Annotated in this window: 23 protein-coding genes; 4 read left to right on the top strand and 19 right to left on the bottom strand. The window is 71.0% G+C overall.

From position 1 onward, the window contains the following. Positions 1 to 38 precede the first annotated feature (38 nt). From O7621_RS21205 to O7621_RS21230, 6 genes are all read right to left on the bottom strand, one after another. On the bottom strand, positions 39 to 299 hold the full coding sequence (locus O7621_RS21205) for a EutN/CcmL family microcompartment protein (RefSeq protein WP_278169250.1): 261 nt from the start codon (positions 297 to 299) through the stop codon (positions 39 to 41). Next, a complete protein-coding gene (locus O7621_RS21210; protein ID WP_282230870.1) occupies positions 299 to 625 on the bottom strand; it encodes a BMC domain-containing protein in 327 nt (108 codons plus the stop codon). Before O7621_RS21210 ends, O7621_RS21205 begins: the two co-directional genes overlap by 1 nt. Positions 626 to 664: 39 nt before the next feature. Then, on the bottom strand, positions 665 to 958 hold the full coding sequence (locus O7621_RS21215) for a BMC domain-containing protein (RefSeq protein WP_282230871.1): 294 nt from the start codon (positions 956 to 958) through the stop codon (positions 665 to 667). A 75-nt stretch (positions 959 to 1,033) separates the two neighbouring features. After that, positions 1,034 to 1,870 (bottom strand): 2-amino-5-chlorophenol 1,6-dioxygenase subunit alpha, encoded by an 837-nt coding sequence (locus O7621_RS21220; RefSeq protein ID WP_282230872.1) that lies wholly within the window; start codon positions 1,868 to 1,870, stop codon positions 1,034 to 1,036. After that, complete coding sequence (locus O7621_RS21225) at positions 1,863 to 2,852, bottom strand: tRNA U-34 5-methylaminomethyl-2-thiouridine biosynthesis protein (protein ID WP_281554993.1); 990 nt, start codon at positions 2,850 to 2,852, stop codon at positions 1,863 to 1,865. The genes O7621_RS21220 and O7621_RS21225 overlap by 8 nt, the downstream gene beginning before the upstream one ends. Then, positions 2,849 to 4,879, bottom strand: a complete 2,031-nt coding sequence (locus tag O7621_RS21230) for a hydantoinase B/oxoprolinase family protein (protein WP_282230873.1) — start codon at positions 4,877 to 4,879, stop codon at positions 2,849 to 2,851. The genes O7621_RS21225 and O7621_RS21230 overlap by 4 nt, the downstream gene beginning before the upstream one ends. A 150-nt stretch (positions 4,880 to 5,029) precedes the next feature. On the opposite strand from O7621_RS21230, the gene O7621_RS21235 reads away from it, so the two are divergent. Further along, complete coding sequence (locus tag O7621_RS21235) at positions 5,030 to 5,836, top strand: IclR family transcriptional regulator (RefSeq protein WP_282230874.1); 807 nt, start codon at positions 5,030 to 5,032, stop codon at positions 5,834 to 5,836. A gap of 12 nt (positions 5,837 to 5,848) precedes the next feature. On the opposite strand, the gene O7621_RS21240 is transcribed toward O7621_RS21235, so the two are convergent. From O7621_RS21240 to O7621_RS21275, 8 genes are all read right to left on the bottom strand, one after another. Then, positions 5,849 to 7,489 carry a thiamine pyrophosphate-binding protein gene (locus tag O7621_RS21240; protein ID WP_282230875.1) on the bottom strand — a complete coding sequence of 547 codons (1,641 nt, stop codon included), beginning with the start codon at positions 7,487 to 7,489 and terminating at the stop codon, positions 5,849 to 5,851. After that, complete coding sequence (locus O7621_RS21245) at positions 7,486 to 8,247, bottom strand: enoyl-CoA hydratase/isomerase family protein (RefSeq protein ID WP_282230876.1); 762 nt, start codon at positions 8,245 to 8,247, stop codon at positions 7,486 to 7,488. Before O7621_RS21245 ends, O7621_RS21240 begins: the two co-directional genes overlap by 4 nt. Beyond that, positions 8,244 to 9,602 carry an adenylosuccinate lyase gene (gene purB / locus O7621_RS21250; protein WP_282230877.1) on the bottom strand — a complete coding sequence of 453 codons (1,359 nt, stop codon included), beginning with the start codon at positions 9,600 to 9,602 and terminating at the stop codon, positions 8,244 to 8,246. The genes O7621_RS21245 and purB overlap by 4 nt, the downstream gene beginning before the upstream one ends. After that, positions 9,599 to 11,164 carry a class I adenylate-forming enzyme family protein gene (locus O7621_RS21255; RefSeq protein WP_282230878.1) on the bottom strand — a complete coding sequence of 522 codons (1,566 nt, stop codon included), beginning with the start codon at positions 11,162 to 11,164 and terminating at the stop codon, positions 9,599 to 9,601. The genes purB and O7621_RS21255 overlap by 4 nt, the downstream gene beginning before the upstream one ends. Continuing rightward, complete coding sequence (locus O7621_RS21260; RefSeq protein ID WP_282230879.1) at positions 11,164 to 13,182, bottom strand: hydantoinase/oxoprolinase family protein; 2,019 nt, start codon at positions 13,180 to 13,182, stop codon at positions 11,164 to 11,166. Before O7621_RS21260 ends, O7621_RS21255 begins: the two co-directional genes overlap by 1 nt. Before the next feature lie 80 nt (positions 13,183 to 13,262). Further along, positions 13,263 to 14,087 carry an ABC transporter permease gene (locus tag O7621_RS21265; protein WP_282230880.1) on the bottom strand — a complete coding sequence of 275 codons (825 nt, stop codon included), beginning with the start codon at positions 14,085 to 14,087 and terminating at the stop codon, positions 13,263 to 13,265. Beyond that, positions 14,087 to 14,881, bottom strand: a complete 795-nt coding sequence (locus O7621_RS21270; RefSeq protein WP_282230881.1) for an ABC transporter ATP-binding protein — start codon at positions 14,879 to 14,881, stop codon at positions 14,087 to 14,089. The genes O7621_RS21265 and O7621_RS21270 overlap by 1 nt, the downstream gene beginning before the upstream one ends. Before the next feature lie 65 nt (positions 14,882 to 14,946). Next, positions 14,947 to 15,906: an ABC transporter substrate-binding protein gene (locus tag O7621_RS21275; protein ID WP_282230882.1), complete on the bottom strand. Its 960-nt coding sequence runs from the start codon at positions 15,904 to 15,906 to the stop codon at positions 14,947 to 14,949. A 319-nt stretch (positions 15,907 to 16,225) separates the two neighbouring features. On the opposite strand from O7621_RS21275, the gene O7621_RS21280 reads away from it, so the two are divergent. Both O7621_RS21280 and O7621_RS21285 read left to right on the top strand, forming a co-directional pair. Next, complete coding sequence (locus O7621_RS21280) at positions 16,226 to 17,140, top strand: ABC transporter ATP-binding protein (protein WP_282230883.1); 915 nt, start codon at positions 16,226 to 16,228, stop codon at positions 17,138 to 17,140. A 61-nt stretch (positions 17,141 to 17,201) separates the two neighbouring features. Further along, positions 17,202 to 17,708 (top strand): roadblock/LC7 domain-containing protein, encoded by a 507-nt coding sequence (locus O7621_RS21285; RefSeq protein ID WP_282230884.1) that lies wholly within the window; start codon positions 17,202 to 17,204, stop codon positions 17,706 to 17,708. 54 nt (positions 17,709 to 17,762) lie between these two features. Here O7621_RS21285 and O7621_RS21290 read toward each other — a convergent pair whose 3' ends face one another. From O7621_RS21290 to O7621_RS21300, 3 genes are all read right to left on the bottom strand, one after another. After that, positions 17,763 to 18,563: a hypothetical protein gene (locus tag O7621_RS21290; RefSeq protein ID WP_282230885.1), complete on the bottom strand. Its 801-nt coding sequence runs from the start codon at positions 18,561 to 18,563 to the stop codon at positions 17,763 to 17,765. Positions 18,564 to 18,734: 171 nt separating this feature from the next. Continuing rightward, the gene (locus tag O7621_RS21295) at positions 18,735 to 19,895 is read right to left on the bottom strand and encodes a D-arabinono-1,4-lactone oxidase (RefSeq protein WP_282230886.1); all 1,161 of its coding nucleotides are present in this window, start codon (positions 19,893 to 19,895) and stop codon (positions 18,735 to 18,737) included. 50 nt (positions 19,896 to 19,945) lie between these two features. Beyond that, entirely contained in the window at positions 19,946 to 22,429 is a 2,484-nt protein-coding gene (locus O7621_RS21300) for a glycogen debranching N-terminal domain-containing protein (RefSeq protein ID WP_282230887.1), read from the bottom strand. Between the two features lie 234 nt (positions 22,430 to 22,663). Here O7621_RS21300 and O7621_RS21305 point away from each other — a divergent pair, with 234 nt between their 5' ends. Beyond that, complete coding sequence (locus O7621_RS21305; protein ID WP_282234676.1) at positions 22,664 to 23,428, top strand: alpha/beta fold hydrolase; 765 nt, start codon at positions 22,664 to 22,666, stop codon at positions 23,426 to 23,428. On the opposite strand, the gene O7621_RS21310 is transcribed toward O7621_RS21305, so the two are convergent. Then, positions 23,395 to 24,303, bottom strand: coding sequence for an NAD(P)-dependent oxidoreductase (locus tag O7621_RS21310; protein ID WP_282230888.1), 909 nt, complete (start codon positions 24,301 to 24,303; stop codon positions 23,395 to 23,397). The genes O7621_RS21305 and O7621_RS21310 overlap by 34 nt on opposite strands. Then, positions 24,300 to 25,070 (bottom strand): sugar transferase, encoded by a 771-nt coding sequence (locus O7621_RS21315; RefSeq protein WP_282230889.1) that lies wholly within the window; start codon positions 25,068 to 25,070, stop codon positions 24,300 to 24,302. Before O7621_RS21315 ends, O7621_RS21310 begins: the two co-directional genes overlap by 4 nt. Positions 25,071 to 25,489: the final 419 nt, after the last annotated feature.

Below are 25,489 nucleotides of genomic sequence, written 5' to 3' on the forward strand. Positions count from 1 at the left end.
GTTCTACCTTCCGTTGCCGGTACGGGGATGTGCCGGGATCAGTCCGTGGTGGCGACGCCGCTGCCCTGGTCAGCGACCAGGGCCACGACGGCAGCGTCGACTGTCGCTTCGCCGGTCGCGGCGGCGGCTGCCTCATCCGTGGCGACCAGTACGGTGCTGCCGGTGCCGGCGTTCATCAGGTCGACGGCGACCCGCTGCGGCCCGTCCGGGTGCTCGCGAATCAGCACCAGGCGGCGTCCCTGAAGGGTCGCGACGATCCGGTCGGGCCAGACCTTGCCGAGCACTTCCGCGAGAATCATCAGCTGTCACCCTGCATCGACGCCATGACGGCCCGGATCCGGGTCGACTCGCCCTCCTCCAGCAGTGCCGAGGTGGCCGGGTGCGGCTTGGGGTAGATCTGCGAGCTGCGCAGGTCACCGTGTTGACGGATGGCGGCCTCGCCGGCTGAAACTGCCTGCCGTACGGCCGCCAGGGTGCCCTGCACAGCAGCGGCGAGATAGCCGCTAGTGACCCGTTCGACGGCGATACACCGTACGTCCGCGGTCTTGATCATGGCTTCGATCCCTGCGGAGAGGGCGACGATGCCCCGGGTCTCCACGATTCCGATCGCCTTCTCTGAGGACATGGCACTTCTCCTTCTGGCTGTGTCGCCGGCCGGGCCGGCTCAGTTGCCGACGAGTCCGGGGTCGATGGCCAGCGCGGTGACCGCGTCGCATGGGCTGGCGAAGACGATCGACCGGACCGGGCGACCGGTCTTGGCTCGGGCAGTCTCCTCGCCGATGTCGACGGCTTCCTCCACGGTGGCGAGTTCGCCGCGGACCGCCACGGCGACGATTCCGCCGCCGAGGCGTACGACTCCGGTTACTTCGACCTCGGTCGCCTTGACCATGGCGTCCACCGCGTCGAAGATCGGAATGAATCCCTCGGCTTCGACGAAGCCCGCAGCGGCGTTACGCATCGGGTTCCTCCTGTCGTTGGTGTTTCGGGTGCCCGCTGGTCGGGCTGTCGGTCATGCGGTGCGGGCCGGCGCCGTTCACGCGGGTGCCGGCAGATTCCAGGACAGGACGGCAGCGCCGGTGCCCCACAGTGCTCCGTAGCTGTGCAGTTGCCCCGGGGTTGCGGCGACTCCGGTGCCGGCGAGGAAGGCGAAAGCCCGGAACTGGCTGTCGGCCTGGGCCTGGCGGGCGTAGTCTTCGCGGACCGCGAGGACTTGGTCGGTGTCGCCGGCGGTCAGCATCTGCAAGATTCGTTCGTTCCACCGGTCGTGTGCCGGCTCGGCGATGCGGTCCTGGTCCGGCTCGATCCACTGCTGGATGAGCCCGGAGGACAGTCCGCTGACCACCACCACCGCCGCTCGGACACCGGCGTCACGGGCCGCCTCGGCGCCGGCCCGGCCGACCTGGGCGAGGGTGTCGGCGTCGGCGTACAGGTTGCACGACACCTGCGCCCAGCGCAGGGTGCGCTGCGGGTCGAGCAGCGTGGAGGTGACGATGGTCCCGGTATCGATCGGGAAGCCCTGGTAGCGGGTGCGGCGGGCCTGCATGCCGTCGGCGTCCACCCGGGCCGCCCAGCGTTCGGTGAACTCTACGTCGAAGCGCAGGTCGTAGCTGAGGTGGCCGTAGTCGTAGGCGTACCAGTTCTCGTCGGTGTGCGCCCCACGCGGGTTCGGGTCGCACTGGAACTGGTGGCCGAGCACGGTGAACCACTGGGTGGACAGCAGCAGAACGACGTCCGGCTCGAGGGCGCGCAGCCGGTCGCCGACCGTACGGGCGGAGTCGGCCAACGCCGCCCAACTGGTGGCGGGCTTGTCGGCGAGCAGATGCGGCATGCCGGGCAGCAGTACGCCGGCCTGGATTCCACGGTCAGTCATCGACGTTCTCCGGTGTCCACTCGACCACCGCGTTGCCGGTTCCGATGATCGTGCCGTAGCCGAGTACGTCGCCGGCGATGTCCGGCCAGCCGAGCGCGGACAGCAGCCAGGTGAGGCTGCCGGCCTTCGTCTCGGAGGCGGTGGCTTCGATGTGCTCGGGGATGAGTTCGCGTAACCGGCTGGTCGGCCCCTGGCGAATCGTTTCCAGCAGCTTCATGTCCCAGCGGTACTGGTGGTTGTTGTACGGGTGCTCACGTTCCATGTCCTCGGGCAGCTGGGGTTCCTCGTGCCAGTGCAGGTGGGACAGGGAGTTGGAGGCGAGCAGCACGGCGCGTCGGCCGGTGTTCTCGATTGCCCGGCGGGTCGCCTCACCGAGCACCTCCATCTGGCCGAGGGACGCGTCGGAGTAGAAGTAGGGGTTGTTGTTGGCTGACAGCGACACCACCGGGATGTCCCAGTCGGGGTTGACCATGTGTAGTGCGCCGATAGTGGCGTAGTCGACCCGTACCCCGGGGTCGTGCAGCTTGCTGGTGACCAGGCCAAGGTCGGCGGCTTCGTCGGCGATGGCCTCGGCAAGTGGTACGTCGGTGTGAAAGTCGTAGTGGTAGCGGAACAGATGCGGGAAGATCGGCTCTACGGAGATGCCGCGCGGGTTGGGTACACAGTTGACGTGGTGGCCGACCATGGTGATCCAGTGCGGAGCGTGCACGATCAGCACGTCGGGCCGGTGCACCTCGCGAATCCGGCGGCGGAGTCGATGGTACGCCCAGCGCAGCACTTCCCAACCGCCTTGTGACCGGGGTTCGTTCTGCGGCGGGTTCTCGCCGTAGATCAGGTGCGGCGGGTGCGGGCTGAGGTAACCGGCGACGATACCGGGTCGGCGGCCTGCCGGGGCGGGGCGGGCGGCGTCAGCGGAGTCCGGTCGCCGGGTGCGGGTCGTGGTGCCCCGGGTCGGTGCGGGTAGTCGGAACACCTTGCTCATCGCGGTCCTCCTGTCGGGGCCGGGGCGTCGCGCAGGACCCGCAGCAGGCAGCGGTCACCGGGCTGGGCGCCGAGGATCCGCAGCCCGTCGTCGTCGAGCGCGGCCTGGTGCCGAGCGACGCCGGGGTCGTGGCGCACCCAGGCACGCAGCGGTGCGGGGTGGGCGCCGTGCAGTTCGATCAGCGTGTTGGCGGGCAGACCGTCGGCGGGGTTGGTGTAGACGAGGCGACGGCGGCCCCGCTGACCGGTGTAGGCCGGCTCGGCGGTGGTGGTGACCTGGTACCAGTGACGAGCGGCGCGGGCCTGGTCGCGGGCGGCACCGGTGGCCGCTTCGTCGAGGAGACCGGTGTCGTCGCACACCACGCCGTAGCGGTCGAGGGCATGGTCGGTGGTGAGGTAGCCGGCTGCGACGTCGGCGGCCACCAGGTCGGGGTCGCGGGTGAGCGGGTCGCCCCAGCCGCCGCCGCCGGCTGACTCCATCACCAGTACGTCGCCTTCGCGCATCCGGTGTCCGGCGACCTTGCCGGGGGTGTCGAAGTCGATCCGCCGGCCGGCGCGGCGCAGATAGGTGGCGGTGGGGGCGCCGGGCGCGCCGGTGGAGAGTCCGTACGGCGCAACGGTGGTGCGGTCGGTCTGCACCGAGTAGGCGCCGCTGGTGGCCAGCAGCCGGGTGGCCCGTCGGGCACCGAGGCCGCCGCGGTGCCGGCCGGCGCCGCCGGAGCCGGTACGCAGCTCACAGGCTTCGACGAGGATCGGGATGTCGGTTTCCAGCCGTTCGACGGACTGGATGGTGGAGATGTCGCCGAGGTCGACGGGGTTCATCGCGCTCGGGCCGTCGGAGCCGAGGAAGCCTCCGTTGCCGCCGGCCGGATAGTCGTAGTAGAGGTACGGCTGGCCGGTGCGTTCGTCGATGCCGCCGATCAGGTTCTGGAAGGTCGTACCGAACTGGTCGGCGGCGATCAGGTCCGGTGCGACCTGGCTGAGGGCGGCCATCACCGCGGAGATGACCCGCTTGCGGACCTCGCTGTGTGCGTTGGCCGGTGCCGGGTAGGTGACGTGTACGACGGTTCCCGGGTCGGTGCGCACGGTCAGTGGCCGGAAGGCGCCGTGGTTGACCAGCCCACCGGGGTCCAAGGCGGACTTGACGGCGATGAAGACCCCGGCGGTGGTCATCGCGAGCGACGAGTTGACGACGGCGGCGACCTGTGCGGAGGAGCCGCGGAAGTCGGCGACGAGTTGGTCACCGGTGATGGTCAACGCGCAGCGCACCAGTGCGGCGTCGTACTCGCCGTCGGTGTACAGGTCGAGGTAGTCCTCGTAGTGGTAGGTGCCGTCCGGTAGGTCGCGAATCTGGTCGCGTAGTCGCCGCTCGGTGCGGTCCATGTTGGCCTCGACGCAGCCGAGGATCAGGTCGCGGCCGTACCGGTCGACGAGTTCGCGTAGCCGGCGCTGCGCGGTGTGGCAGGCGGCGATGCTGGACTCCAGGTCCCCCTGACGTTCGTCGGCCATCCGGACGTTGGCGAAGAGGATCCGCGTCGCGGCGATGTTGGGCTGGCCCGCGTCGACCAGTCGGATCGGTGGAACCCGCAGCCCTTCCTGCAGGATCTCGGTGGCCTTCCCGGAGACGCTGCCGGGTGTCATGCCGCCGATGTCGGCCCAGTGCATGCGGACGCAGGGGAACAGGAACAGTTCCTCCTCGACGAACACCGGGCTGATCAGCGTGACGTCGTTGAGGTGGCTGCCGCCGCGGTACGGGTCGTTGACCAGGTAGATGTCACCGGGCCGGAACTCGTCGCGGTAGTCGGCGAAGATCTCTTTCACCGATGCCGGCATGGCGATGACGTGGCCGGGCATGTCGCGGCCCTGGGCGACCATCTCGCCGTCCGCGTTGAACAACGCGCACGAGAAGTCCTGCGCGTCGGCGATCACCGGGGAGTGCGCCGTGCGGAAGATCGTCTGGCGCATCTCCCGCACGATCGAGATCAGCCCTTCGGTGACGACCTCGAGATCGATCGGGTTCAGGGACATGCGGGGCCTCGCAATGCTGACAGGGACGGGCACCTACCGGATGGATCACCATCTGATGGATCACCACCGGATGGATCACCATCGATTGGACCATCATGTGAGCCTTGTGTTATATTATGAACCTACCAACTTCAGGGATGGGAAGGCAAGATGTCGTCTGTCACCGACCCCGGTCGCGAGTCCGGCACCCAGGCACTCGATCGCGCGCTGGCCGTGCTGCTCGCGTTCCGGCGCGACACCCCCGAACGCAAGGTCAGTGACGTCAGCCGGGAGCTCGGGCTGCACAAGTCGACCGCCAGCCGGTTGTTCCGGGCGCTCGCCGACGCCGGCTTCCTGCAGCGCAACGAGGAGACCGGCGCGTACCGGCTGGGGGTCACCGTGTTCGACCTCGGCGCCCGCTTCCTGGCCGGGCTCGACATGCACGCCATCGCCCGACCGCTGCTGCACCAGCTGGCCGAGGAGCAGGGCGAGTCGGTCAACCTCGCCATCCGCGACGGCCTGGACGCGATCTCGATCGACCTGGTGACCGGGTCGCACAGCCTGCAGCTGGTCTCCCGGCTGGGCCGGCGCATCCCGTTGTGGTGCAGCGCGGCCGGCAAGACGCTGTTGATCGACATGGACGACGACCAGGTCCGCGAGCTGCTCGCCGATGCGGCCTGGACCCGGCTGACCCGACGCACGATCACCGACATCGACGTCTTCCTGGCCGATCTCGCCGGGGTGCGGGAACGCGGCTGGGCGCTCAACGATGAGGAGAGCGAGGACGGCCTGCGGGTCGTCGGCGCACCGGTGCGGGACCGGCTCGGCGCGGTGACCGCGTCGATCAGCGTCTCCGGCCCGATCTTCCGGCTGGACAGCCAGCAACGGGTCGCCACGCTCGCCGCCGCCGCGGTCCGCACCGCCGACGAGCTGTCCCGCCAGCTCGGCCACGGCGTCGGACAGATCTGGGGCAGCTGACCGGCGACCGGCTCAGAAGTGCTGCTGCACGACATCCGGATCAACCTTCACGTGCAGCAGCACCGGCCCGGTCAGCGGCAGCAGCGCGTCGAACGCCGCCGAAACGGTCGCCTCGTCGTGCGCCCGGTACGCGGTGACACCGAGCGCGCCGGCCACCGCGGCCAGGTCCCGGTACGGAAAGCGGGCGATGGCCGGGTCAGCACCGGCCGGTCGCAGCTTGCGCACCTCGGCCCCGTACGCGCCGTCGTCCAGCACGATCACCAGCACCGGAGCGCCGACCCGGGCCAAGGTGTCCAGCTCCCCCAACGCGGTCAGCAGACTGCCGTCGCCCTCGAACGCCACCACCGGGCGGTCCGGTCGGCCGAGCGCGGCGCCGATCGCGTACGTCACACCGACGCCGATACTGCCGAACTCCCACGGCGCGACCAGCGACCGGTCCACCGCTGGCGAGTCCAGGTAGAGGTTGGGCCACCCGCCGAAGTGGCCGACCCCGACTACCGTCGTGCGGGGTAGTGGCAGCCGACGGGCGCAGATCGCCATCAGCCGGCGGGGGTCGATGTGCCGGGCGCCGGTGGGCTCCGGGCCGAGCTCGGCGAACGGGTCGGCGTCGCGAATCGCCCGGGCCAGCTGCGACGTGCGCCAGCCGTCCGGCTCCGAACCGGGCCGCGGCGACATTAGCGCGCCGGTCAACGCCTGGGCCACCAGCGCCGCGTCGCCGACCAGCCCACCGTGCACCGGCCAGCGGGCACCGATCGCCGCCGGATCCCGGTCGACGCTGTACACCTGGGCGGCGCCGAACAGCTGTCCGTGATCGGCCGTCCACCGATTCAGGCCGGCACCGAACGTCACGACGAGGTCCGCCTCGCGCAGCACGTCCCGGGTCAGCGGGCGGGCCAGCCCACCGGCAACGCCGAGGGCGTACGGATGGCCCGCGAACAGGCCGGCGGCCATCAGGCTGGTGACCAGCACGGCTCCGGCGTGGTCGGCCAGCGCGGTCAGCTCCGGTCCGGCGTGCACCGCGCCCCGGCCGGCGAGGATCACCGGGCGGCGGGCCCGACCCAGGCGGTGTGCCAACGCGGAGACCGCCGTCGGGTCGGGTGCCAGTGGCAGCGGTCCGGCCGGCATGACAGCGGCCCCGAGCGGGACGGCCTGCCGGTCCCCGGCCGGCTCGTCCTGCAGATCCAACGGGATGTCGAGCACCACCGGCCCCGGTCGCCCGACGGCCTCGCACACTGCGGCGGCGACGTCGCGCGACACTGTCGACGCGCCGGTCATCGGCGCGAAGGCACCGGCGGTGGCCAGGGCGAACGGCTGCTGCGGAAAGTTCTGCACGTGCAACGGGTCACTCGTCGGGGTGTCCCCGGCGAGCAGCAGCAGCGGTGTCCCCGCCTGCCGGGCGATGGTCAACGCCGGGCCGGCAGCCGCCAGGCCCGGACCCTGGGTGACCGTGGCCACCGCGCACCGGCCGGTGACCCGCGCCCATCCGTCGGCCATCATCACCGCGGCGTTCTCGTTGCGAGCCGCCACGAACCGGACCCCGTGCCGGGCGACCAGGTCGGCCACCAGGAACATGTTCGCGTCGCCGAGCAAGCCGAACACGGTGTCCACCCCGTGCTCGACCAACGCGTCCGCGATCGCCTGGTAGACCTTCACCGGTCCGCCTCCGGGTGCCGGTCCGCCTCCGGACGGCGGTACGGGCCGGCGGGACGCAGCGCGACGCTCAGCGCACCCAGATAGGAGTCGGTGGCCACCGCGTCGAAGCGCGGGCCGGCCAGCCGGGCGGTCCGTTTGGTCATCGACCGGCCGAGCGCCGGCACCGCCAGCAGCCGGTGGGCCAGTTCGGTGCCGGCGTCGGTTACCCGGTCGGGCGACACCACCTCGGTCACCAACTCCAGCTGGTGCAGCCGGGGCGCGTCGATCCGCTCGCCGAGCAGCAGCCAGCGTTTGGCCCGGTCGGCGCCGACCAGGTCAGCGAGGATGGCCATGCCGCCCCAGGTCAGCGGGATACCGAAGCCGACCTCGGGAAACGTGAAGAAGCAGGTGTCGGCGGCGAGGCGCAGGTCGCTGGCCAGCCCGAGGATCGCCCCGGAGCCGATCGCCGGACCGTTGAACGCGGTCACCGTGGTCTGCTCCAGGCGGTACCAGCGCTCGACCAGCTCGGCGGTGCGCCGCTGCACGCTCATCGTGGTGGCGGCGTCGAGGGTGGCCAGTTCGGTCAGGTCGGTGCCGGCGCAGAAGGCGGTGCCGGCACCGGTCAGCAGCACGACCTCGACAGTGTCGTCGCGGCCGAGCTCGTGCAGCACCTGCTCGAACTGCCCGAGCATGGCCAGGTCGAAGCTGTTGCGCCGAGCGGTGCGGTCCAGGGTCACCACCGCGAGCCGGCCCGCACGCTGCAGGTGTACCGATGTCACGTCGCCTCCGATTGCAGTAGGGCGCGGTCGACCAGGGCCGCGGCGTGTCCGACGTAGCTGAGCGGATCGAGCAGCCGGGTCAGCTCCGCCTCCGGCAAAGACGCCCTGACCTGCGGATCTGCGCGCAGCAGCTCGGCGAACGGCCGATCATGGTCGAGGCTGTCCCGCACGATCCGCATCACCAGGTGGTGCGCCTGTTCCCGGCCCAGTGGGCCGGCCAGGCGCAGCATCACGGACTCCGACAGCACCAGACCGCCGGTCGTGGACAAGTTGACGCGCATCCGGGCGACGTCGACGCGGAGCCCGGCGAAGACCTCGTTGAGGCGCTGCAGCGCGCCCCCGACGAGGATGAAGCACTCCGGCACCAGCTTCCACAGGGCCATTCCGACGCCCATGTCCCGGTCGTCCTGGGACACCATCGTCTGCATCGCCAGCGGCACCTGTGCGCGGACCGTGCCGGCCGCGGCGATGACCGCCTCGCAGCGGATCGGATTGCGCTTGTGCGGCATCGTGCTGCTGCCCACCTGGGTATCGCGCTGCGGCTCGTGTGCCTCGCCGATCTCGGTACGGCCGAGGAAGTACACCTCGCGGGCCAGCTTCTCGGCGGTGGAGGCGATCAGCCCGAGCAGGGTGAGGCACTCCACCACCCGGTCCGGGGTGGCGTGCCAGGGGGTCGGGGCGACGCCCAACCCGAGCCGGTCGGCGACGGCGCGTTCGATGTCGAAGGCCCGTGGCCCGTAGCCGGCCATGGTGCCGGCCGCCCCGCCCATACTGACCACCAGCAACCGGGGCCGGAGCTGGGCCAACCGCTCACGGTGGCGCTGCAGCTCGCTCTGCCAGACCGCGCAGCGCAGCCCGAACGTGGTCGGTAGGGCCTGTTGACCATGGGTTCGGGCCGCCATCGCCGTGTCCCGGTGCCGCAGGGCGAGCCGGCGCAGTACGCGGACCAGTTCGTCGATCTGCCGGCTGACGATGTCCAGTCCGGCTCGGGCGCGCAGCACGAACCCGGTGTCCATGACGTCCTGGGTGGTGGCGCCGAGATGGACGTAGCGGCCGCCGTCGCCGGCCGCCCTGGTCAGGGCCCGTACCAGTGGCACCAGCGGATGCACGGTGTCGGCGGCGTCGGCGGCCACCGCGGCCAGGTCCAGCAGCTCGACCCGGGCGGCGGCGGTGATCTGCGCCGCCGCACCGGCCGGGATGACGCCCGTGTCGGCCTGGGCGCCAGCGAGTGCCGCTTCCACGTCGAGCCACGCCTGCATCAGCTGCCGGTCGTTGAACACCCCACGCATCTCGGCGTTGCCGAAGAAGCTGGTCACCGTCAACGAGTCGAGGAAGCAGGAACTGAGCGGATTCACCGTGCCGCTCCGTCGATCATCGCGGTGACCGCCCGCCGGTCCACCTTGCCCGACGGCAACAGCGGCAGTTCGGTCACGAGGTGCCAGTCGGTCGGCACCTTGTGCCGGGACAGGCTGCCGGCGGCAGCCGCGGCGAGTTCGGCGCGGCGCAGGGTCGCCCCGGGGGCGGCGACCACCACCGCGACCACCTCCTCGCCCCAGCGTGGGGACGCGACCCCGACGACGCACGCCTGCGCGACGCCCTCGCAGGTCAGCAGGACCGCCTCGACCTCGGCCGGGCTGACGTTCTCCCCGCCCCGGATGATCAGGTCCTTCACCCGGCCGGTCAGGGTCAGGGTGCCGTCGGCGGCGAGCCGGGCCAGGTCGCCGGTGCGCAGCCAGCCCTGCGGGTCGTACGCCGTCCGGTTCGCCGCCGGATCGTCGAGATAGCCGGGGCTCACCGACTCGCCACGGACCTGCAGTTCACCCTCTGCTCCGGCGGGCAGCGGCCGGGGCGACCCGTCGGCGTCCACCGCGACGATCCGGGCCTGCAACCCGGGGAGTACCCGTCCGACGGTGGAGCCGTCCGGCGGGCAACTGCCGTCGTCGGGGTCGACGCTGATGGTCGGACCGGCCTCAGTCTGCCCGTAGACGACCGCCAACCGCCGCAGCCGCAACGTGTCGCGTACCCGCGTGCGCAGGGCCGGTGGGCAGTTGGCACCGCCGAGGAAGCCCAGGCGCAGCGCGGCCAGGTCCCACCGCCCCGGCTGTTCGTCGAGTCGTTCGGCGAGCATGGTCGCCATCGTCGGCACCAGTTGCACGACCGTGCACCGGTGCCGGTGCACGAGGTCGAGCACGTCGTCGGGACGAAACCGCGGCACCGGGAACAGCTGCGCCCCGGTGACCGCCGCCAGCACCACGCCGCTGCTGAGGCCGGCGGCGTGGGCGAACGGTAGCGGACAGCAGATCCGATCGGCGGAGCCGATCCCGGCGGCCTGGGCCGTCCAGGTCGCGTTGCGGACCAGATTCCGCCCGGTCAGGACGACCATCTTCGGGGTGCCTGTCGATCCCGAGGTGAACTGGACGTTCAGCGGGGCGTCGGGGTCGCTGACCGGATCCGGCGGGGGTCCGGCCCAACCGGGCAGGCCGGCGAGGGCGTCACCGGCCTGGTCCGCCGGCAGAAAGGTGACCGGCCCGGTCGCTGCGCGCCGGGCGCACGACGTCACGTCGCGGTCCCGGATTTCTCGCGCGGCGAACAGCCGGACCGGCCGGGTCCGACGCAACGCGGCGGCCAGCTCCGGCTCCGTCGCGGCGGGGTGCACGGTGACCAGGGCGGCTCCGCGCCAGGCCGCGGCGGCGAGCAGCACCAGCCAGGCGATGCTGTTCTCGGCCCACACGGCGATCCGGTCGCCGCGGCCGACACCGGCGGCGGCGAGCACGCTGGCGGTCCGGGCGGCGAGCGCCGCGTACTCGCCGGCGGTGACGGCGGGCCGGCCGGCGACGGCGAACAGCGGCCGGTCCGGCTGTCGCCGGGCCTGTCGCAGCAGCACGGCGTCGTACGCCGGCAGATCAACGGAAGCCATCAGGCGCGCTCCAGCAGCAGGTTCCCGTGCGGATCCACCCGCCCCCACCAGCCGGAACCGACCACTGTCGTGCTTCCGCTCTCCCGGACGACCGCCGGGCCGCTGACCCGTACGCCGGCGGTCAGCTCGCCACGCTGCCAGACGGCGGCATCGGTCCAGCCGTCCGGCCCCCACACCGGGAGGGTGACGGGCTCGGGCGCCGGGCCGTCAGGTGGCGCGGCGAAGGTCACGGCGGGCTGTGGCCCGAACGCGGTGAGCCGGCAGTTCACGATCTCGGCCGGGTGCTCCGAACGCAGGTAGGCGTACCGCTCCTGGTAAGCGGCGTGAAAGGCGCGGATCAGATCGGCGGGCTCGTCGGGCAGATCGTCCAGCGGCACGGCCAGGTCGAAGCTCTGGCCACGGAAACGCATCCCCAGCGACAGCCGGAAGGTGACCTGGTCGGCCTCCACCGCGTCCTCGGCCTTGAGCTGGTCGCGGGCGGCCGCCTTCAACTCCTCGACCAGCACGCGGGCCGTCGCCAGGCCGGCGGAGTCGGCGGGGACCAGCGCGGTACGGACGTAGTCGTGACGGGCCCGGGCGGCGACGAAGCCGAGCGCCGAGAAGTTTCCCGGCACCGGTGGAACCAGTACCCGTGGAATGCCCAGCTCGTCGGCGAGTGCGGTGGCGTGCATCGGTCCGGCGCCGCCGAACGGCATCAGCACGAATTCCCGCGGGTCGTGGCCCCGGGCCACCGAGATCTCCTTGATCGCGCTGGTCATCTTGACCGTGGCCAGGCGAAGGATGCCGTACGCAAGTTCGGTCTCGGTCAGGCCGTCACCGAGTTCGGCGGCCAGCCGCCCAAGAGCGGTACGCGCCGCGTCGAGCTGCGGGGTGACCTCGCCGCCCAGCCGCCCGTGCGGGTCGAGATGGCCGACCACCAAGTGGGCGTCGGTGGTCGTTGGTTCAGCGCCGCCCCGGCCGTAGCAGGCCGGACCAGGATCGGAGCCGGCGCTGCGTGGGCCAACCCGCAGCTCGCCGCCCCGGTCGCGCCAGGCGATCGAGCCGCCACCAGCACCGATCGTGTTGATCTCGATCTGGAAGGTCCGGTTCGGGTGCCCGGCGATGGTGCCGTGGTTGGTCATCAGCGGCACGCCGCCCTTGATCAGGCAGACGTCCGTGCTCGTGCCGCCGATGTCGCAGGTGATGACGTTGTCGAAGCCGGCCAGGCCGGCGACGTACGCGCTGGCCGCCACGCCGCCGGCGGGGCCGGACAACGCGAGGTTGATCGGCAGCCGGCCGGCCTGGTCGGTGGAGACCACGCCGCCGCTGCTGGTCATGATCGCCAACGGGTGGCGGTAGCCGCTGCCGGCCAGGGTCGAGCCGAGGCCCGACAGGTACTCGCTGACCGGACCTCGGACGCTGGCGTTGAGCACGGTGGTGGCGAACCGCTCGTACTCGCCGTGTTCCGGGACCACCTCGGCGGATGTGCTGCACGACAGCTGCGGGTGGCGACGGCTGATTCGTTCTGCGGCGGCCCGCTCGTGCCCCGCGTTGCGGTACGAGTGCAGGAAGCAAATCGCCACCGCGGTGGCCCCGGTTGCGGCCAGCCGGTCGGTGACCTCGTCGAGACCGGTCATGTCCAGCGGGACGGCGACGTCGCCGGCGGCGGTCAGCCGTTCCCGGACGGTGTGCCGCATCCGACGTGGGGTGAGCGCCGGGCGGGCGGCCTCCTTGACGCTGTACAGGCGGGGACGGTGGCCCAGGCCCATCTCCAACACGTCCCGGAAACCCTCGGTGGTGATTACCGCGACCGGTTCGCCGGCACCTTCCAGCAAGGCGTTGGTGACCCTGGTGGTGCCGTGCACGAACCGCTCGACGTCCGACAGGTGGACGTCGAGCTTGGTCAGGCCGTCGAGGATCGCCGCCGCCGGGTCCGCCGGAGTGGACAGCGTCTTGGCCTCGGCGAGCCGGCCGGTGGCCGGTTCGTACACGATGACATCGGTGAAAGTTCCGCCGATGTCGACGCCGATGCACAGCATGAGGGAACCTTTCGGTCAGATGGGTCACGTCCCCGGGGCGGGTGCCGAGAGCGTCGGCCCGCGCCCGGAACCCGAACCGGTCAGAAGGTGACGCCGTAGCGGCGCAGGCTGGCGCGGGCGACCGTGCGCAGCACCCAGTCGAACAGGTAGCCGAGCAGGCCGAGGGCGATGATGCCGACGAACACCCACTCAGTCTTGGCGTAGTTGCGGGCGGTCCAGATCAGCGAGCCGAGGCCGCTCTGCGCCGCGACGATCTCCGCGGAGACGATGGTGAGGAACGAGTTGCCCATCGCCAGCCGGGCGCCGGTGACGGCGTATGGCACCGTGGCGGGCAGGATCACCGAGGCCAGGGTGCGGACCGGCCCGGCGCCCAGCGCCCGCGCCGCCCGCAGCTTCAGCTCGTCGACGGCGAGCACCCCGGCGAGGGTGTTCAGCGCCACGATGAAGACCGTGGTGTAGAAGATCAACGCGATCTTCGAGGCCTCACCCGGGCCGAGCCAGATGATCGCCAGGGTGACGAAGGCGATCGGCGGCACGAACCGGAAGAACTGGATGTACGGGTCGAGCATCAGCCGCAGCAACCGGCTGCGGCCCATCAGCAACCCGACCGGCACCCCGATCAGTACGCCCAGCCCCCACCCACTGAGGATGCGCTGGCTGGACGCCCAGACGGAGTCCCACAGCGTCCCGTTGGTCACCAACTCCACCGCTCCCTGCCCGGTCAACCGGGGTGAGGGCAGGAAGAACGCGGTGTAGTTGCGGCTGACCAGATCCCAGATGAGCAGGCCGAGCAGCACGGACAGCACCGACAGCACGACGCGGGTGGGTCGACGCCGGCCGGCGAAGCGGCGTGGGCGGGGCCCGGCCGACCGGGCGGCCGGTGGACGTTGCACGTCGACGGCCATCAGCCGCTACCTCCGTTCAGGCCGTGCCCGTCGTCCAGACCCTGGGCGCGCAGGGTCTGGGCGACCTCGGTGCCGATGTCCTCGCGCAGTTCGCGGAACAGCCCGGCGGCGGCCGGATCGGTCAGCTCCCGCGGCCGGGGCAGGTCCACCGGGTACACCTGCTTGATCCGGGCCGCCGGGCCTGCGGTCATGGTGACGATCCGGTCGGCGAGCAGGATCGCCTCGCCGATGTCGTGGGTGACGAACAGGATGGTGGGCCGGGACTGGCGCCAGATGCGGTCGAGTTCAGCCTGCATGACCAGCCGGGTCTGGGCGTCCAGCGCGCCGAACGGCTCGTCCATCAGCACCACCGACGGCTCGTTGGCCAGCACCCGGGCGAGCTGGGCCCGCTGGCGCATGCCGCCGGATAGTTGGCTGGGGAACCGGTCGCCGCTGTGACTGAGGCCGACCATGGTCAGGTAGCGGTCGACGATCCCGGCCCGCTGCGCACGCGGCACACCCCGCATCCGGGGGCCGAACGCCACGTTCTGACGTACGGTCAGCCACGGGAACAGGGCCTCGGCGCTCTGGAACACCACGCCCCGGCTGACGTCCGGGCCGGTGACCGGCTCGCCCGCGCACAGCACCTGCCCGGCGGCCGGCCGGACGAACCCGGCGATCGCGTTCAGCAAAGTCGACTTGCCGCAGCCGCTGGGGCCGAGCAGGCAGACGAATTCACCACCGGCGATGTCGAGCGTCGCCCCGGCGACCGCCTCGAAGTCGTCGAAGCGGATGTCGACGTCGCGGACCTGCACCGGAGAGCCCCCCGGCCGGGGACCCGATCCCGGTCCCCGGCCGGGGGAGGTGGCGGTCCGCCCGGTCACGCCACGCCCCTGATCATCACCTCGGCCGGGTCGGCCGGGTCGGACACGATCCCGCTGTCCTGCTGGAACTGGGCGATCTCGGCGTAGCGCTGCAGGTCCTCGTCGGTGAAGTCGCGGACCTGGCACTGCACGCCAGCGAGCAGTTCGACGGCCTCGGCCGCGGGCACCTCGATGGCGTTCTCGGTGGCGGTGCCGGCGACCTGCGGATCGGCGGTGATCTGCTCACATGCCTCGCCGATCGTGTCCACCAGGGTGGCGGTGGCCTCTTGGTTGGCCTCGTACCAGGCTCCGTCCACCCCGATGATCAGGTTGTAGACATAGCCGACGTCACCGCTGGTGAGCAGGATCTTGCCGCCGCCCTCGACACCGCGCGAGGGCCACGGCTCCCACATGATGTAGCCGTCGATGTCGCCGCGCTGCAGCAGCGCCGGCATCTCCGCTGGCGAGGAGGTGACGAACTCGACGGCGTCGCGGCTGATGTCGTAGCTGTCGAGGATCTTGTTGGTGGCGTACTCGTTGACCGTTCCGGTCACCACGCCGTACCGCGAGATGTCTGCGACCTCGCCGATCTCGTCGCGGACCACGAGCTTGATGAAGTCGGGCGACTGGGAGAAGACCGCAACGCCCTTGACGTCGCCCCGGGCGGCTCGGTTCAGCAGGCTCGATTCGGTGCTCGCGGTGACCTGACCCTCGCGGGCGAGGATCGCGTCGAGGCCACCGGTGCCTTCCTGGTACTGCGTGACGGTGACGTCGAGCCCGGCCTCGGCGAACAGGTCCTGCTGATCGGCCAGGTAGATCGGCGAGTACGCGGGATCGACGCCGACCCCGAAGTCGATGGTCGTCGTCTCGGCCGGTGTGCCAGGTCCACTGCCCGGGTCCTGATTCTCGGCACAGGCTGCGGCGACGGCGGTGACCAGCAGCGCGGCGCCGACCACCCGCAAGGTACGCAATCTCATGGCTAACCCCAGTTCATTGCGACTCATATTGTGGTTCTAGGTTCTTAATCTGAGACGCTACTGGGCACCACGAGAGGCGTCAAGGGTGCGACCAGGCCGGCGAAAGGAACCCATCGACCGACGAAGATCACCTCGAGTAGTCAAAAGGGGAAACAAATGCCCAGTTCAGGCCATCGCACGTCGCAGAAACTCGACGGACCACTACCGAGAGTACCTAGCCGGTGGAGACTCACCACCCGGCCTCGATGTGGAACCGGAGCTTCGGTAAGGCTACCCTCATGGAACGCGGGACTCGCCGACCGACGCCGAGGAGCAGCCGATGACCGACCTCGCAGAACTGCCGGTGACTGTGCCCGGACCCGAACCGCGCGAAACCCGGCCTACCGGAAACGCACCCCGGCTCCGGACCCGGGCCCTGCGGCTCGGGTACGGCCATCAGGTGGTCGTCCCGCACCTGGACCTGGACATCGTCGACGGATCGGTCACCGCGATCGTCGGGCCGAACGGCTGCGGAAAATCGACCTTGCTCCGCGCCCTTGGCCGGCTGCTGCGGCCCACCGCCGGGGAGGTGCTCCTCGACGGCGAGCGGATCCAGCGGTTGCCTACCCGGGAGGTCGCCCGCCGCCTCGGCATCCTGCCGCAGGCGCCGACCGCGCCGGACGGGCTCACCGTGGCGGACCTGGTCGCACGTGGCCGCCAGCCGCACCAGACCTGGCTGCGCCAGTGGTCCCGCACCGATGAGGAGGTCGTCGGCCAGGCACTGGCCTGGACCGGCCTCACCGGCCTCGCCGAACATCCGGTGGACACGCTCTCCGGCGGCCAGCGGCAACGGGCCTGGATCTCCATGGCGCTCGCCCAGGGCACCGACATCCTGCTGCTCGACGAGCCGACCACCTATCTCGACCTGGCGCACCAGATCGACGTACTCGAACTGGTGGACCGGCTGCACCGGGAGGGCGGCCGCACCGTGGTGATGGTGCTGCACGATCTCAATCTCGCCGCGCGCTACGCCCGACATCTGGTCGCAATGAAGGACGGACAGGTACTGGCCAGCGGCGCACCGGGCGAGATCCTGACTCCAGAGCTGGTCCGGGAGGTGTTCGGGCTGCGGGTAATGGTCATCGAGGACCCGGCCAGCGGCACCCCGCTCGTCGTCCCACTCGCCGCAGGCGCGGCCCGCGCCTCCACCATGGATCAGAAATCTATTCCGGTGATTCGTGCCGTTACGCACTGACGGGTCGGGTCGAGGGTACTGTTTGGCCGGGAACGCGCACCGACCGAAAGAGAGACCCTCCATGGCATATCCCGTGGTCACCACTGGTGACGTCTCCCGGCTGCTGGACGACCTGGTGGACCGGGTGCCGCAGGCGCAACAGGCGGTGGCACTCTCCCCCGACGGCATCCTTCTGGCCTGGTCCAAAGGGGTCGACCACGAGCTGGGCGAACAGCTGTCCGGCCTGGTGGCGGGTCTGCGCGCCCTCGCCGTCGCGGTCGGTCAGCACGCCGACACCGGCCGGGTTCGACAGATCGTCGTCCAGATGGGTACGGCGTTCCTGTTCATCGCCGCGACACCCGGTGGTGCCATCATCGCAGCCGTCTTCGACGGCGGCTCCGACATGGACTCGGTGGCCTACGAGGTGGCGCTGTTCGCCGGCCGGGCCGACCGGCACCTGCCGGCGTTCCCCGCGCCGGAGGAGGCCCCGGAGACTGCCGTCCGCAACGCTCAGGCGCTCCTGCACGGCGGCGCACCGACACTCGGCGCGCATGCCGCTGAACGGCAGGACCTTCCGACGCGCCGCTGAGCCGGCCAGCGCCGTTCACCGAGGCGGCGCCCGGCCGAGGGCGGGGAACCCTGGTTACCGTCGGGTCACCATGAGGTCGGCGACCCCGGCGACGGCGTCGATGTCGTAGCGGTCGGTGGCCTCGTCCCAGTCCGTCGAGATCACCGACTCGCCGCCAGCGACCCCGTCGCGCCGCTCGCCGTCCAAGTCGACGCTGCCCGCGCCGGAGCCCAGCCGGATCCGCACCGGCGTCTGCTCCGGCAACTCGATCCGCCAGGTGCTGACGCCGCCGGACATCCGGACGACAACTGTGCCGGACGGCTCGGGCAGCGCCAGGTCCAACGCGCTGGCGCCACCTGCGACGTCCACCTGGGAGACCCGGGCCCCGGTCAGGTCGACCCGGGTGCTGGTCGCCCCGCCCAGCACCCGGACCGACCAGAGAAGATCGCTGTGGACGGTGACTCGCAGCTCGCCGGCGCCGCCGTAACCGGTCTCGGTCAGTCCGACCCGGACCACGCCGTCGGAGGTGGTCACCTCCGGCGCCGCCGCACCGCCGACCGGAGTCTCTGCCCGCAGCAGCTGATCACCGAGATCGGCGGCCACCACCTGAATCTCTGGCGCACCGTCGGGAATCTCCAGCCGCGCCTCGGACCGCCCCTCGCGTGGTGTCTGCACCGTCCACGCCACGTCGCCGTCGGTAGCCGGGCGGGAGCTCACTGCGTTCACCACCACCGCCACGATCGTCGCCGCCACCAGCAGGGCGGCGACGACGGCGACGGCGATCAACGCCCGGCGCGACGTCCCCGGTGGCGTGCCGTCCGGCACGTCCGCCGGCCGGTCGGTGGACGGTTCGTTGCTGGCTGCGGTCGGTCGCACGGCTCCCCACTCCAGTTCCTGCCCGCCCGTGGCGCGGCGGGTTTGTGGCCCGTCGATGCGGCGGACGGTGCCCCTGCTACCCGGTTGCGGGACGGGGCAATCTTAGGCCCGCCGGATGGGGCCGGACCTGCGAGCCCGGTCACCGGCCCCACCAGCAGCCGAGCAGCTCGGTCACAGGCTCAGCAGCCGACGCAGGTAGTCGGTGAGGAACCGCCCGTCGGGATCGAGTCGCTCACGGACGGCGAGGAACCGGTCCGCCTGCGGGTAGCGGGCAAGCAGGTCCCGGCCTTCCAGCCCGTGGATCTTCGCCCAGTGCGGCCGCCCATCATGGGCCAGGAAGATCGGTTCCATGTCGGCGAAGAACTCGCGGTACGGCAGCGTCGCGTTCTGGTGCACCGAGATGGTGATGCTGTCCCGACCGTACGCCGGGCTGAGGAACGCCTGGTCGGCGGCCACATAGCGGTAGAGGACCCGCCAGGCGGCGTGCTGCCGGTGCCGGGTCCGGATCCGGTGCCGGACCTCTCGGAAGCAGGCCGGACCGGCCGCGGCCGGAACGAAGTACTCGATCTCGTGGAAACGCAGGGACCGCCGCTTGATCAGCGCGGCGTCGCTGGAGCCGGTCCGTTCCTCGGTGCAGCCGCTGCCGGGCAGCGTGTCCGGGCCGGGATCGTCGGTGATCGGGTTCACCGTCCGCAGGTGCGCGTCGTCACGCCGCGGATACCAGTAGAAGTCGACGTTGCGGTTGACCTTCAGCAGCTCGTCGAACGTGGTCAGGCACGCCTCCACCGGCAGGCCCCACTCCCGCCGCCGGGCCTGGAACGCGGGGACCAGCCGGGTCCGCAACGCGGTGAACACACCCAGCACGCCGAGCGACACCTGGGCAGCCGGCAACAGGTCGGGGTCGCTGTCGACGTCGATCTGCACCGGTTGTCCGGCCGCGGTGACCAGTCGGACCCCGGTCACCTGGGCGGACAAGTTCGGCAGGCCGAGGCCGCTGCCGTGGGTGCCGGTCGAGACGGCACCGGCGAACGCCTGGGTGTCGACGTCGCCGAGGTTCGGCATCGCGAGTCCGTGGTGGCGCAGCTGACGGCCCAGGTCGTGCAGCCGGGTGCCGGCACCGACCCAGATCTGCCGGTTGTGCGGCGGTTCGAGTACCCCGGCGGGCAGCCGGTCCAGGCTCAGCAGGATGTCCCCGGTCTGCACGAGCGGCGCGGACGAATGCCCGGCGCCAACCGGCCGTACCGTCACCGCCTGCTCGGCGGCGGCGCGCAGGACGCGGCACAGCGCGGCGACCGACTCCGGCCGGGCCACCGTGGCCGGCTCGAAGGTCAACCCACCGGACCAATTGCGCCAAGTCGTGGTAGCGGTGACAGACGGCGAGGTCACAGCGCCGCCCGCAGCGGATCACCGGGACGGCGCGTGCGGCGACGCGGCCGGGCCAGGTCACGTCGGCCCCGACCCAAGGCGTCGAGCAGGCCCCAGCGTCCCGGGATGTCATGCAGCTCCATGTGTCCCATCCCCTCCGGAACGGCCGGGTCGATGATCAGGTCGCCGTCGTACGGGTCGAGACCGAGCAGCACCCGCAGGAACAGCAGCGTCGCGCCCGCCGAGGTGGCGTGCGGGCTGCCAGCGGCGGAGTACGGGACGGGGTACTTGGTCAACGACCGGTCGTAGCCGGCGAAGCACTCAGGCAGCCGGGCCCCGAAGTACTGGGACGCCTCCAGCACCGCCCCGGCCACCCGGGCTGCCTCCTCCCGGTAGCCGTACCGCCACAGTCCCCAGGCGATCAGCGAGTTGTCGAACGGCCAGACCGAGCCGGTGTGGTAGCCGACCGGGTTGAATCGCCGCGCCCCAGTGGCGAGGGTGCGGATTCCCCAGCCGCCGAAGAGTTGCGGACTCATCAGATGCCGGACGACCGACCGTGCCTTGGTGGGTTCAGCGATACCGCTCCACAGCAGATGACCAATGTTGGAGGTGAGCGCGTCGACCGGGCTGCCGTCGGCCTGCAGCGCGTGGGCGTAGTAGCCGCGGTCGGCGATCCAGAAGTCCCGGTTGAACCGGTCCCGCAACTCGGCCGCCTGCTGTTCGAGCCGGTCCGCAAAGGCGTGGTCACCCCAGCAGGTCCGGGCCAGCCGGGCGCCACGCAACCGCGCGTCGTACACGTAGCCCTGGATCTCACAGGTCGCCTGGGGGAAGGTCGCCTCCCGCCCGTCGTGGAAGCTGACCGCGCCCGGCGAGCACTTCCAGCTCTGGTTCAACAGCCCGGTGCGGGTGGGCCGGGGCCCGTACCAGACGTAGCCGGTGCCGACCAGATCCGCGTGCCGGTCGATCCAGTCCAGCGCCGCGCGGGCCTGGAACTCCATGTCGCGCACCAGTGCGGTGTCGCCGGTCCACCGTTCGTACTCGTCAAGCAGCACGATGAACAGCGGAGTGGTGTCGGCGGCAGAGAAGTCCGCGGCGTGCGAGACCTCGTTGAACAACGCAGCCTCCGCGTACCGGCTCTCCTGGGGGATCTTCCCCGGCTGTTCGGCCCGAAACGGATCCTCGCGGGTGCCCTGCGCCAGCGCCATGATCGCCAACGCGGGCACGGTGGTGGCGGGCAGGAAGGGTAGCGCCTGCAGACAGCTGATCAGGCTGTCCCGGCCGAAGAACGTCATGAACCAGGGCATCCCCGCCGCCGGCAGCATGTCGCGAAAGTTGACGCCCTTGTAGCGCAGCGCCGCCAGATCGACGACGCTCTGCTGGTACGCCTCCCGCAGCGGTTCATGGTCGCAGATCAGTTTCGGTGCCCGGGCCACCCACTCGTCGAGTTCCCGGTGCACTTCGGGCTTGGGCCGCTCGGCGTAGCTGCGCAGGCTCTCGCGCAGATCGCGGTTCCCGGCCCCACGGACGAAGGTCTTCACCGTCAGATCGGTGCACCAGGTGTCGTGGGCGTCGAGGGCCAGCTCGAAGGTCAAGCCGCCGGGATCGATGCGGGCCGGCACACTGCTGGAGAGGATCGTTTCACGGAAATAGGTGCCCCGCTCGTAGCGGAACCGCAGCGCGTCAGGCTCGGCCGTAACCTCGATCTCGCGCTCGGTGTGATAACCGTCCTTGACCTCCAGCACCTCGGCGAAGTCAGCCCCCGCGTCGATGCGCAGGCTCAGCCGGACGGGCTCCTCCCGGTGGTTGAAAACGGCGATCTGCTCGGTGAACGCGTCGCCGATCCAGCGGTGCCGGAACACCGAGATGGTGGCGTCCACGTAGTGCGTCGGCTCACCCGGTACCTGGAAGAACCGCGACTCGAAGTACTGCAGGTCGTCGATGGACAAGGTGTTCATCCGTTGCCCGTCGACGGTCAGCCGCCAGTGGGACAGGAAGCGGGTGTCGTAGAAGAACAATCCGAACGGCGCGGACGGCACCGGCTCGATGTCGCCCCGCCGGTCACTGACCATGAACATGTTTCCGTAGAGGATGCTGACCGGCTTCGCGGTGGCAGGCCGGGCGCCGACCGGCTCGGCGACCGGCCGGGCCCTCGACGTCGCCCCGGTGCTGTCCGCATGCAGCGGCAGCAGGCGGCGGAAGGTCAGGAACAGCGGCAGATCGCCCCGGACCGACACGCCGTTGCGCAGCAGCAACGAGATGCTGTTCTCCCGGCCCTCAATCAGTGCCTGAAATGTCTCCTCCGAGGTGTCGATGGTGCAGTCGACCTGCTCCGGGTCACGCTCGAGCACGGCATGCCCGTCGTGATACCTAACTGACCAGCTACGGATACCGCCGTCCGGGACGGTGAGGTTGAACCGGATCGTGCCGCTGACCGGCGGTGGCAGTCGACCGTCGTCGCGCGCCTGGAGACCGTCGAAGAACTGACCGATCACGTCGGTCATCGCCGCTCCCCTCAGTCGTCCTCCGTCGGTTCACCTGGTGCCAGCATGACCCGTCCACCACCCGCAGGGGATCACCCGGTGCGGGTGATCCGTGACCGGCAGGAGACGGACCGTAGACCACGGATGCCGAAAGTTACCATCTGAGGCACAATGATTACAGGCCGTATCGAGGGCGCACCATGCGCCGAAGCGAAGGAGGCCAACGACGTGAGTCACGACCGCACAGCCGCCGGAATGCGCTACTGGCAGACCGGCCGCGGCCGACAGGATGTCCTGCTCGTACACGGGTGGTGCTGTAACCACCGGTTCATGAAGCCACTCGCCGCCCATCTGGCCAGCTGGCGGCGGCGGATCATCTCGGTGGACATGCGGGGACATGGTGCAAGCCCCGCCGGAGACCGCGGCTTCAGCGTTGCCGAACTCGGTGCCGACCTGCGGGACCTGATGGTCGAACTCGAGATGAACGACGTAGTGCTGATCGGACACAGCATGGGCGGGGTCTGGTCGTTGGCCGCGGCCGCGCAGGCGAGCGACCGGGTCGCGGCGCTGCTGCTGCTGGACGCGTCGGTGGCCGTGCCGCCCGGTACCACGGAGCAGGTAGCCGCGCTGGCGGAGTCCATCCGCAGCGAGGATCCGCGCCAGGCCCGGATCGACATCATCCGGTCGTTCTTCATTCCCGAGTCGGACCCCCGGCTGGTCGACTGGACGATCGACCAGATGCTGCGGCCGAGTGACACCGTCGCCGCCGCCACCCTCGACGGTCTCGCCGACTTCGTCGAGGCCGGTGGCGACGCCGCGCTGACCGCGTGGGGACGCCGGCTGCTCTACATCGGTGGCCCGGCACCATTCGCCGACTACGGACGGCTGCGGGAGCTCGTGCCCGAGGCCGTGACCGGCCAGGTGGTTGGCTCGGGCCACTTCTTCCAGTTCGAGGTGCCGCGGCAGACCAACGCGATGGTCAGCCGCTATCTGCGACTGTGGGGGCCGCCGTCGTGGTGATCCGCAAGCAGGGCCTTCACCGAGTCCGCCAGATCGTAGCTGGGTGACCAGCCGAGCACCTGCCGGGCGCGGCTGATGTCTGCGCACATCCAGGGGACGGCGGCGGACCGGTTCACCGTCGGGGAAAACTCCCCCGTACCGAGTTCGCCGCTGTGACCAGCGGCCCGGGCCAGACAGGTGACCGCGTCCCGGACCCCGACCGGCCGCCCGCTGCCCACGTTGAACAGCCGGTGCGGCAGGCGGGTGGCGAGCGCGGCGGCGCGGACCGCGGCGGCGATGTCGCGCAGGTCGACGAAATCGCGCACCGTGTCCAGCAGCCGCACCGCCAGCGGTGACCGCCCGCCGCAGCGCAGCAGAGCGGCCGCCCGCCCCAGAGCACTGTCCGCCGGCAGGCCCGGCCCGACCGGGTTGAACACCCGTAACGTGACGACCTCGACCCGTCCGTCGGTGCTGACCAGTTCGCCGAACTGGGTGGCGGCCAGGTGGCTGAAGCCGTACGGACTCACCGGCCTGGCCGGATCGTCCTCGCCCACCGGGCGGCCGCTGGGCACGACGCCGTACTCGGCGGCGGAGCCGATCCGCACCAGCCGGGTGCCGGGCACGACGTCGGCCATCGCCTCGGCGAGCGCGGCCACAGCCAGTAGGTGGATCCGGATCAGCTCGGCGTTGTCACCAACGGTGCGGCCGGCACAGTTGACCACGACGTGTGGCCGGACGGCCGCGAGCAGCCTGGCGAGTTCGGCCACGCCCGTCGTGGCGAGATCGCAGTCGGCCCGGGTCGGTGCGGTCACCACCGCGTCCGCCATGAGCGCAGCGTGGATCTGCCGGCCCAGCAGTCCGGTGGAGCCGAAGAGCAGGATCCTGGTCCGGCTCAACTGCGGCACCGGCCGGCCAGGTCACCTCGGGGTCGACGGGAGGTTGCTGCCGAACCGTCGGGCGCTGCGGCCGGGACCGGGCCGGCGGCCGGCACGGCGGCCGGCGGCGTCGGGGTCCCGGTGAACTCGTGCCAGGTGACCGCCCCCGGCGCGGCGATCCCTTCCCGGCGCAGCACCACCCGGACGGTCTCGACCAGGATCCGCAGGTCGAGCCGGAGACTGCGATTGTCCACGTACTCGATGTCGTAGGCGAACTTGTCCTCCCAGGCCAGCTCGTTGCGGCCGCGGACCTGGGCCAGGCCGGTGATACCGGGTCGCACCTCATGCCGGCGGGCCTGCCAGGGCGTGTAGATCTCCAGGTACTTCACCAGGTGGGGACGCGGGCCGACCAGGCTCATCTCACCGCGCAGTACGTTCCACAACTCGGGCAGTTCGTCGAGGCTGCTGGCGCGCAGCCAGCGGCCGACCGGCGTGAGCCGGTCGGCGTCGGTGACCAGACCGCGGGCCGGATCCACCTTGAGCATGGTGCGGAACTTGACCATCTCGAAGAGTTCGCCGTCCCGGCCGGGTCGCACCTGCCGGAAGAACACCGGCCGGCCCAGCGTAGCGAGGACGAGTAGGGCGACCCCCGCCAACAGCGGCGCGCCGACGACCAGGGCGGTCGCCGCGCCCACGACGTCGAACACCCGCTTGACCCGGTCATAGCGGCGGGGACGACTGGTCGGCTTCGTCGGTTCGGCTGCGAGGCAGGCCGCTGGCGAGGTCATGGACGGGCCTCCAGAAGTAGCTACTCAACTGACAAAAGCTTTGTAACAGAATGAATACGACTAAGCGTGTTGTTCGCCGTAAATCGGAACATTGGTTGAGTCGTTGCGGTCGGCTCGAGTGACGACGGGACCCGGATCGGTACGCTGATCCGCAGGTCAGCTCATCTCCGCCGCGGTCGCCGCCCTGCACTCCTGCCGCCGGCAGCATCACGCATCGGGGCGGCACCGACCCGATCGGCCCGGACCGGCTGGTTGTCGTCCTCAGCTCGGAGGCGTTCGACGTCGACTACCCGGCACCGGCCCACGCGCTGTTCGTGGCGCTGCCCCGGGCGCTCGCTTCCCCGGCCTCGACGGGCCGGTGCGCTCCGCGGCGTTGGACCCGGCGGGCCGAGCCTTGTGCCGGCAGTTGCCGCACCTGA

The organism is Solwaraspora sp. WMMD937, assembly GCF_029581175.1.
GTDB lineage: Bacteria > Actinomycetota > Actinomycetes > Mycobacteriales > Micromonosporaceae > Micromonospora_E.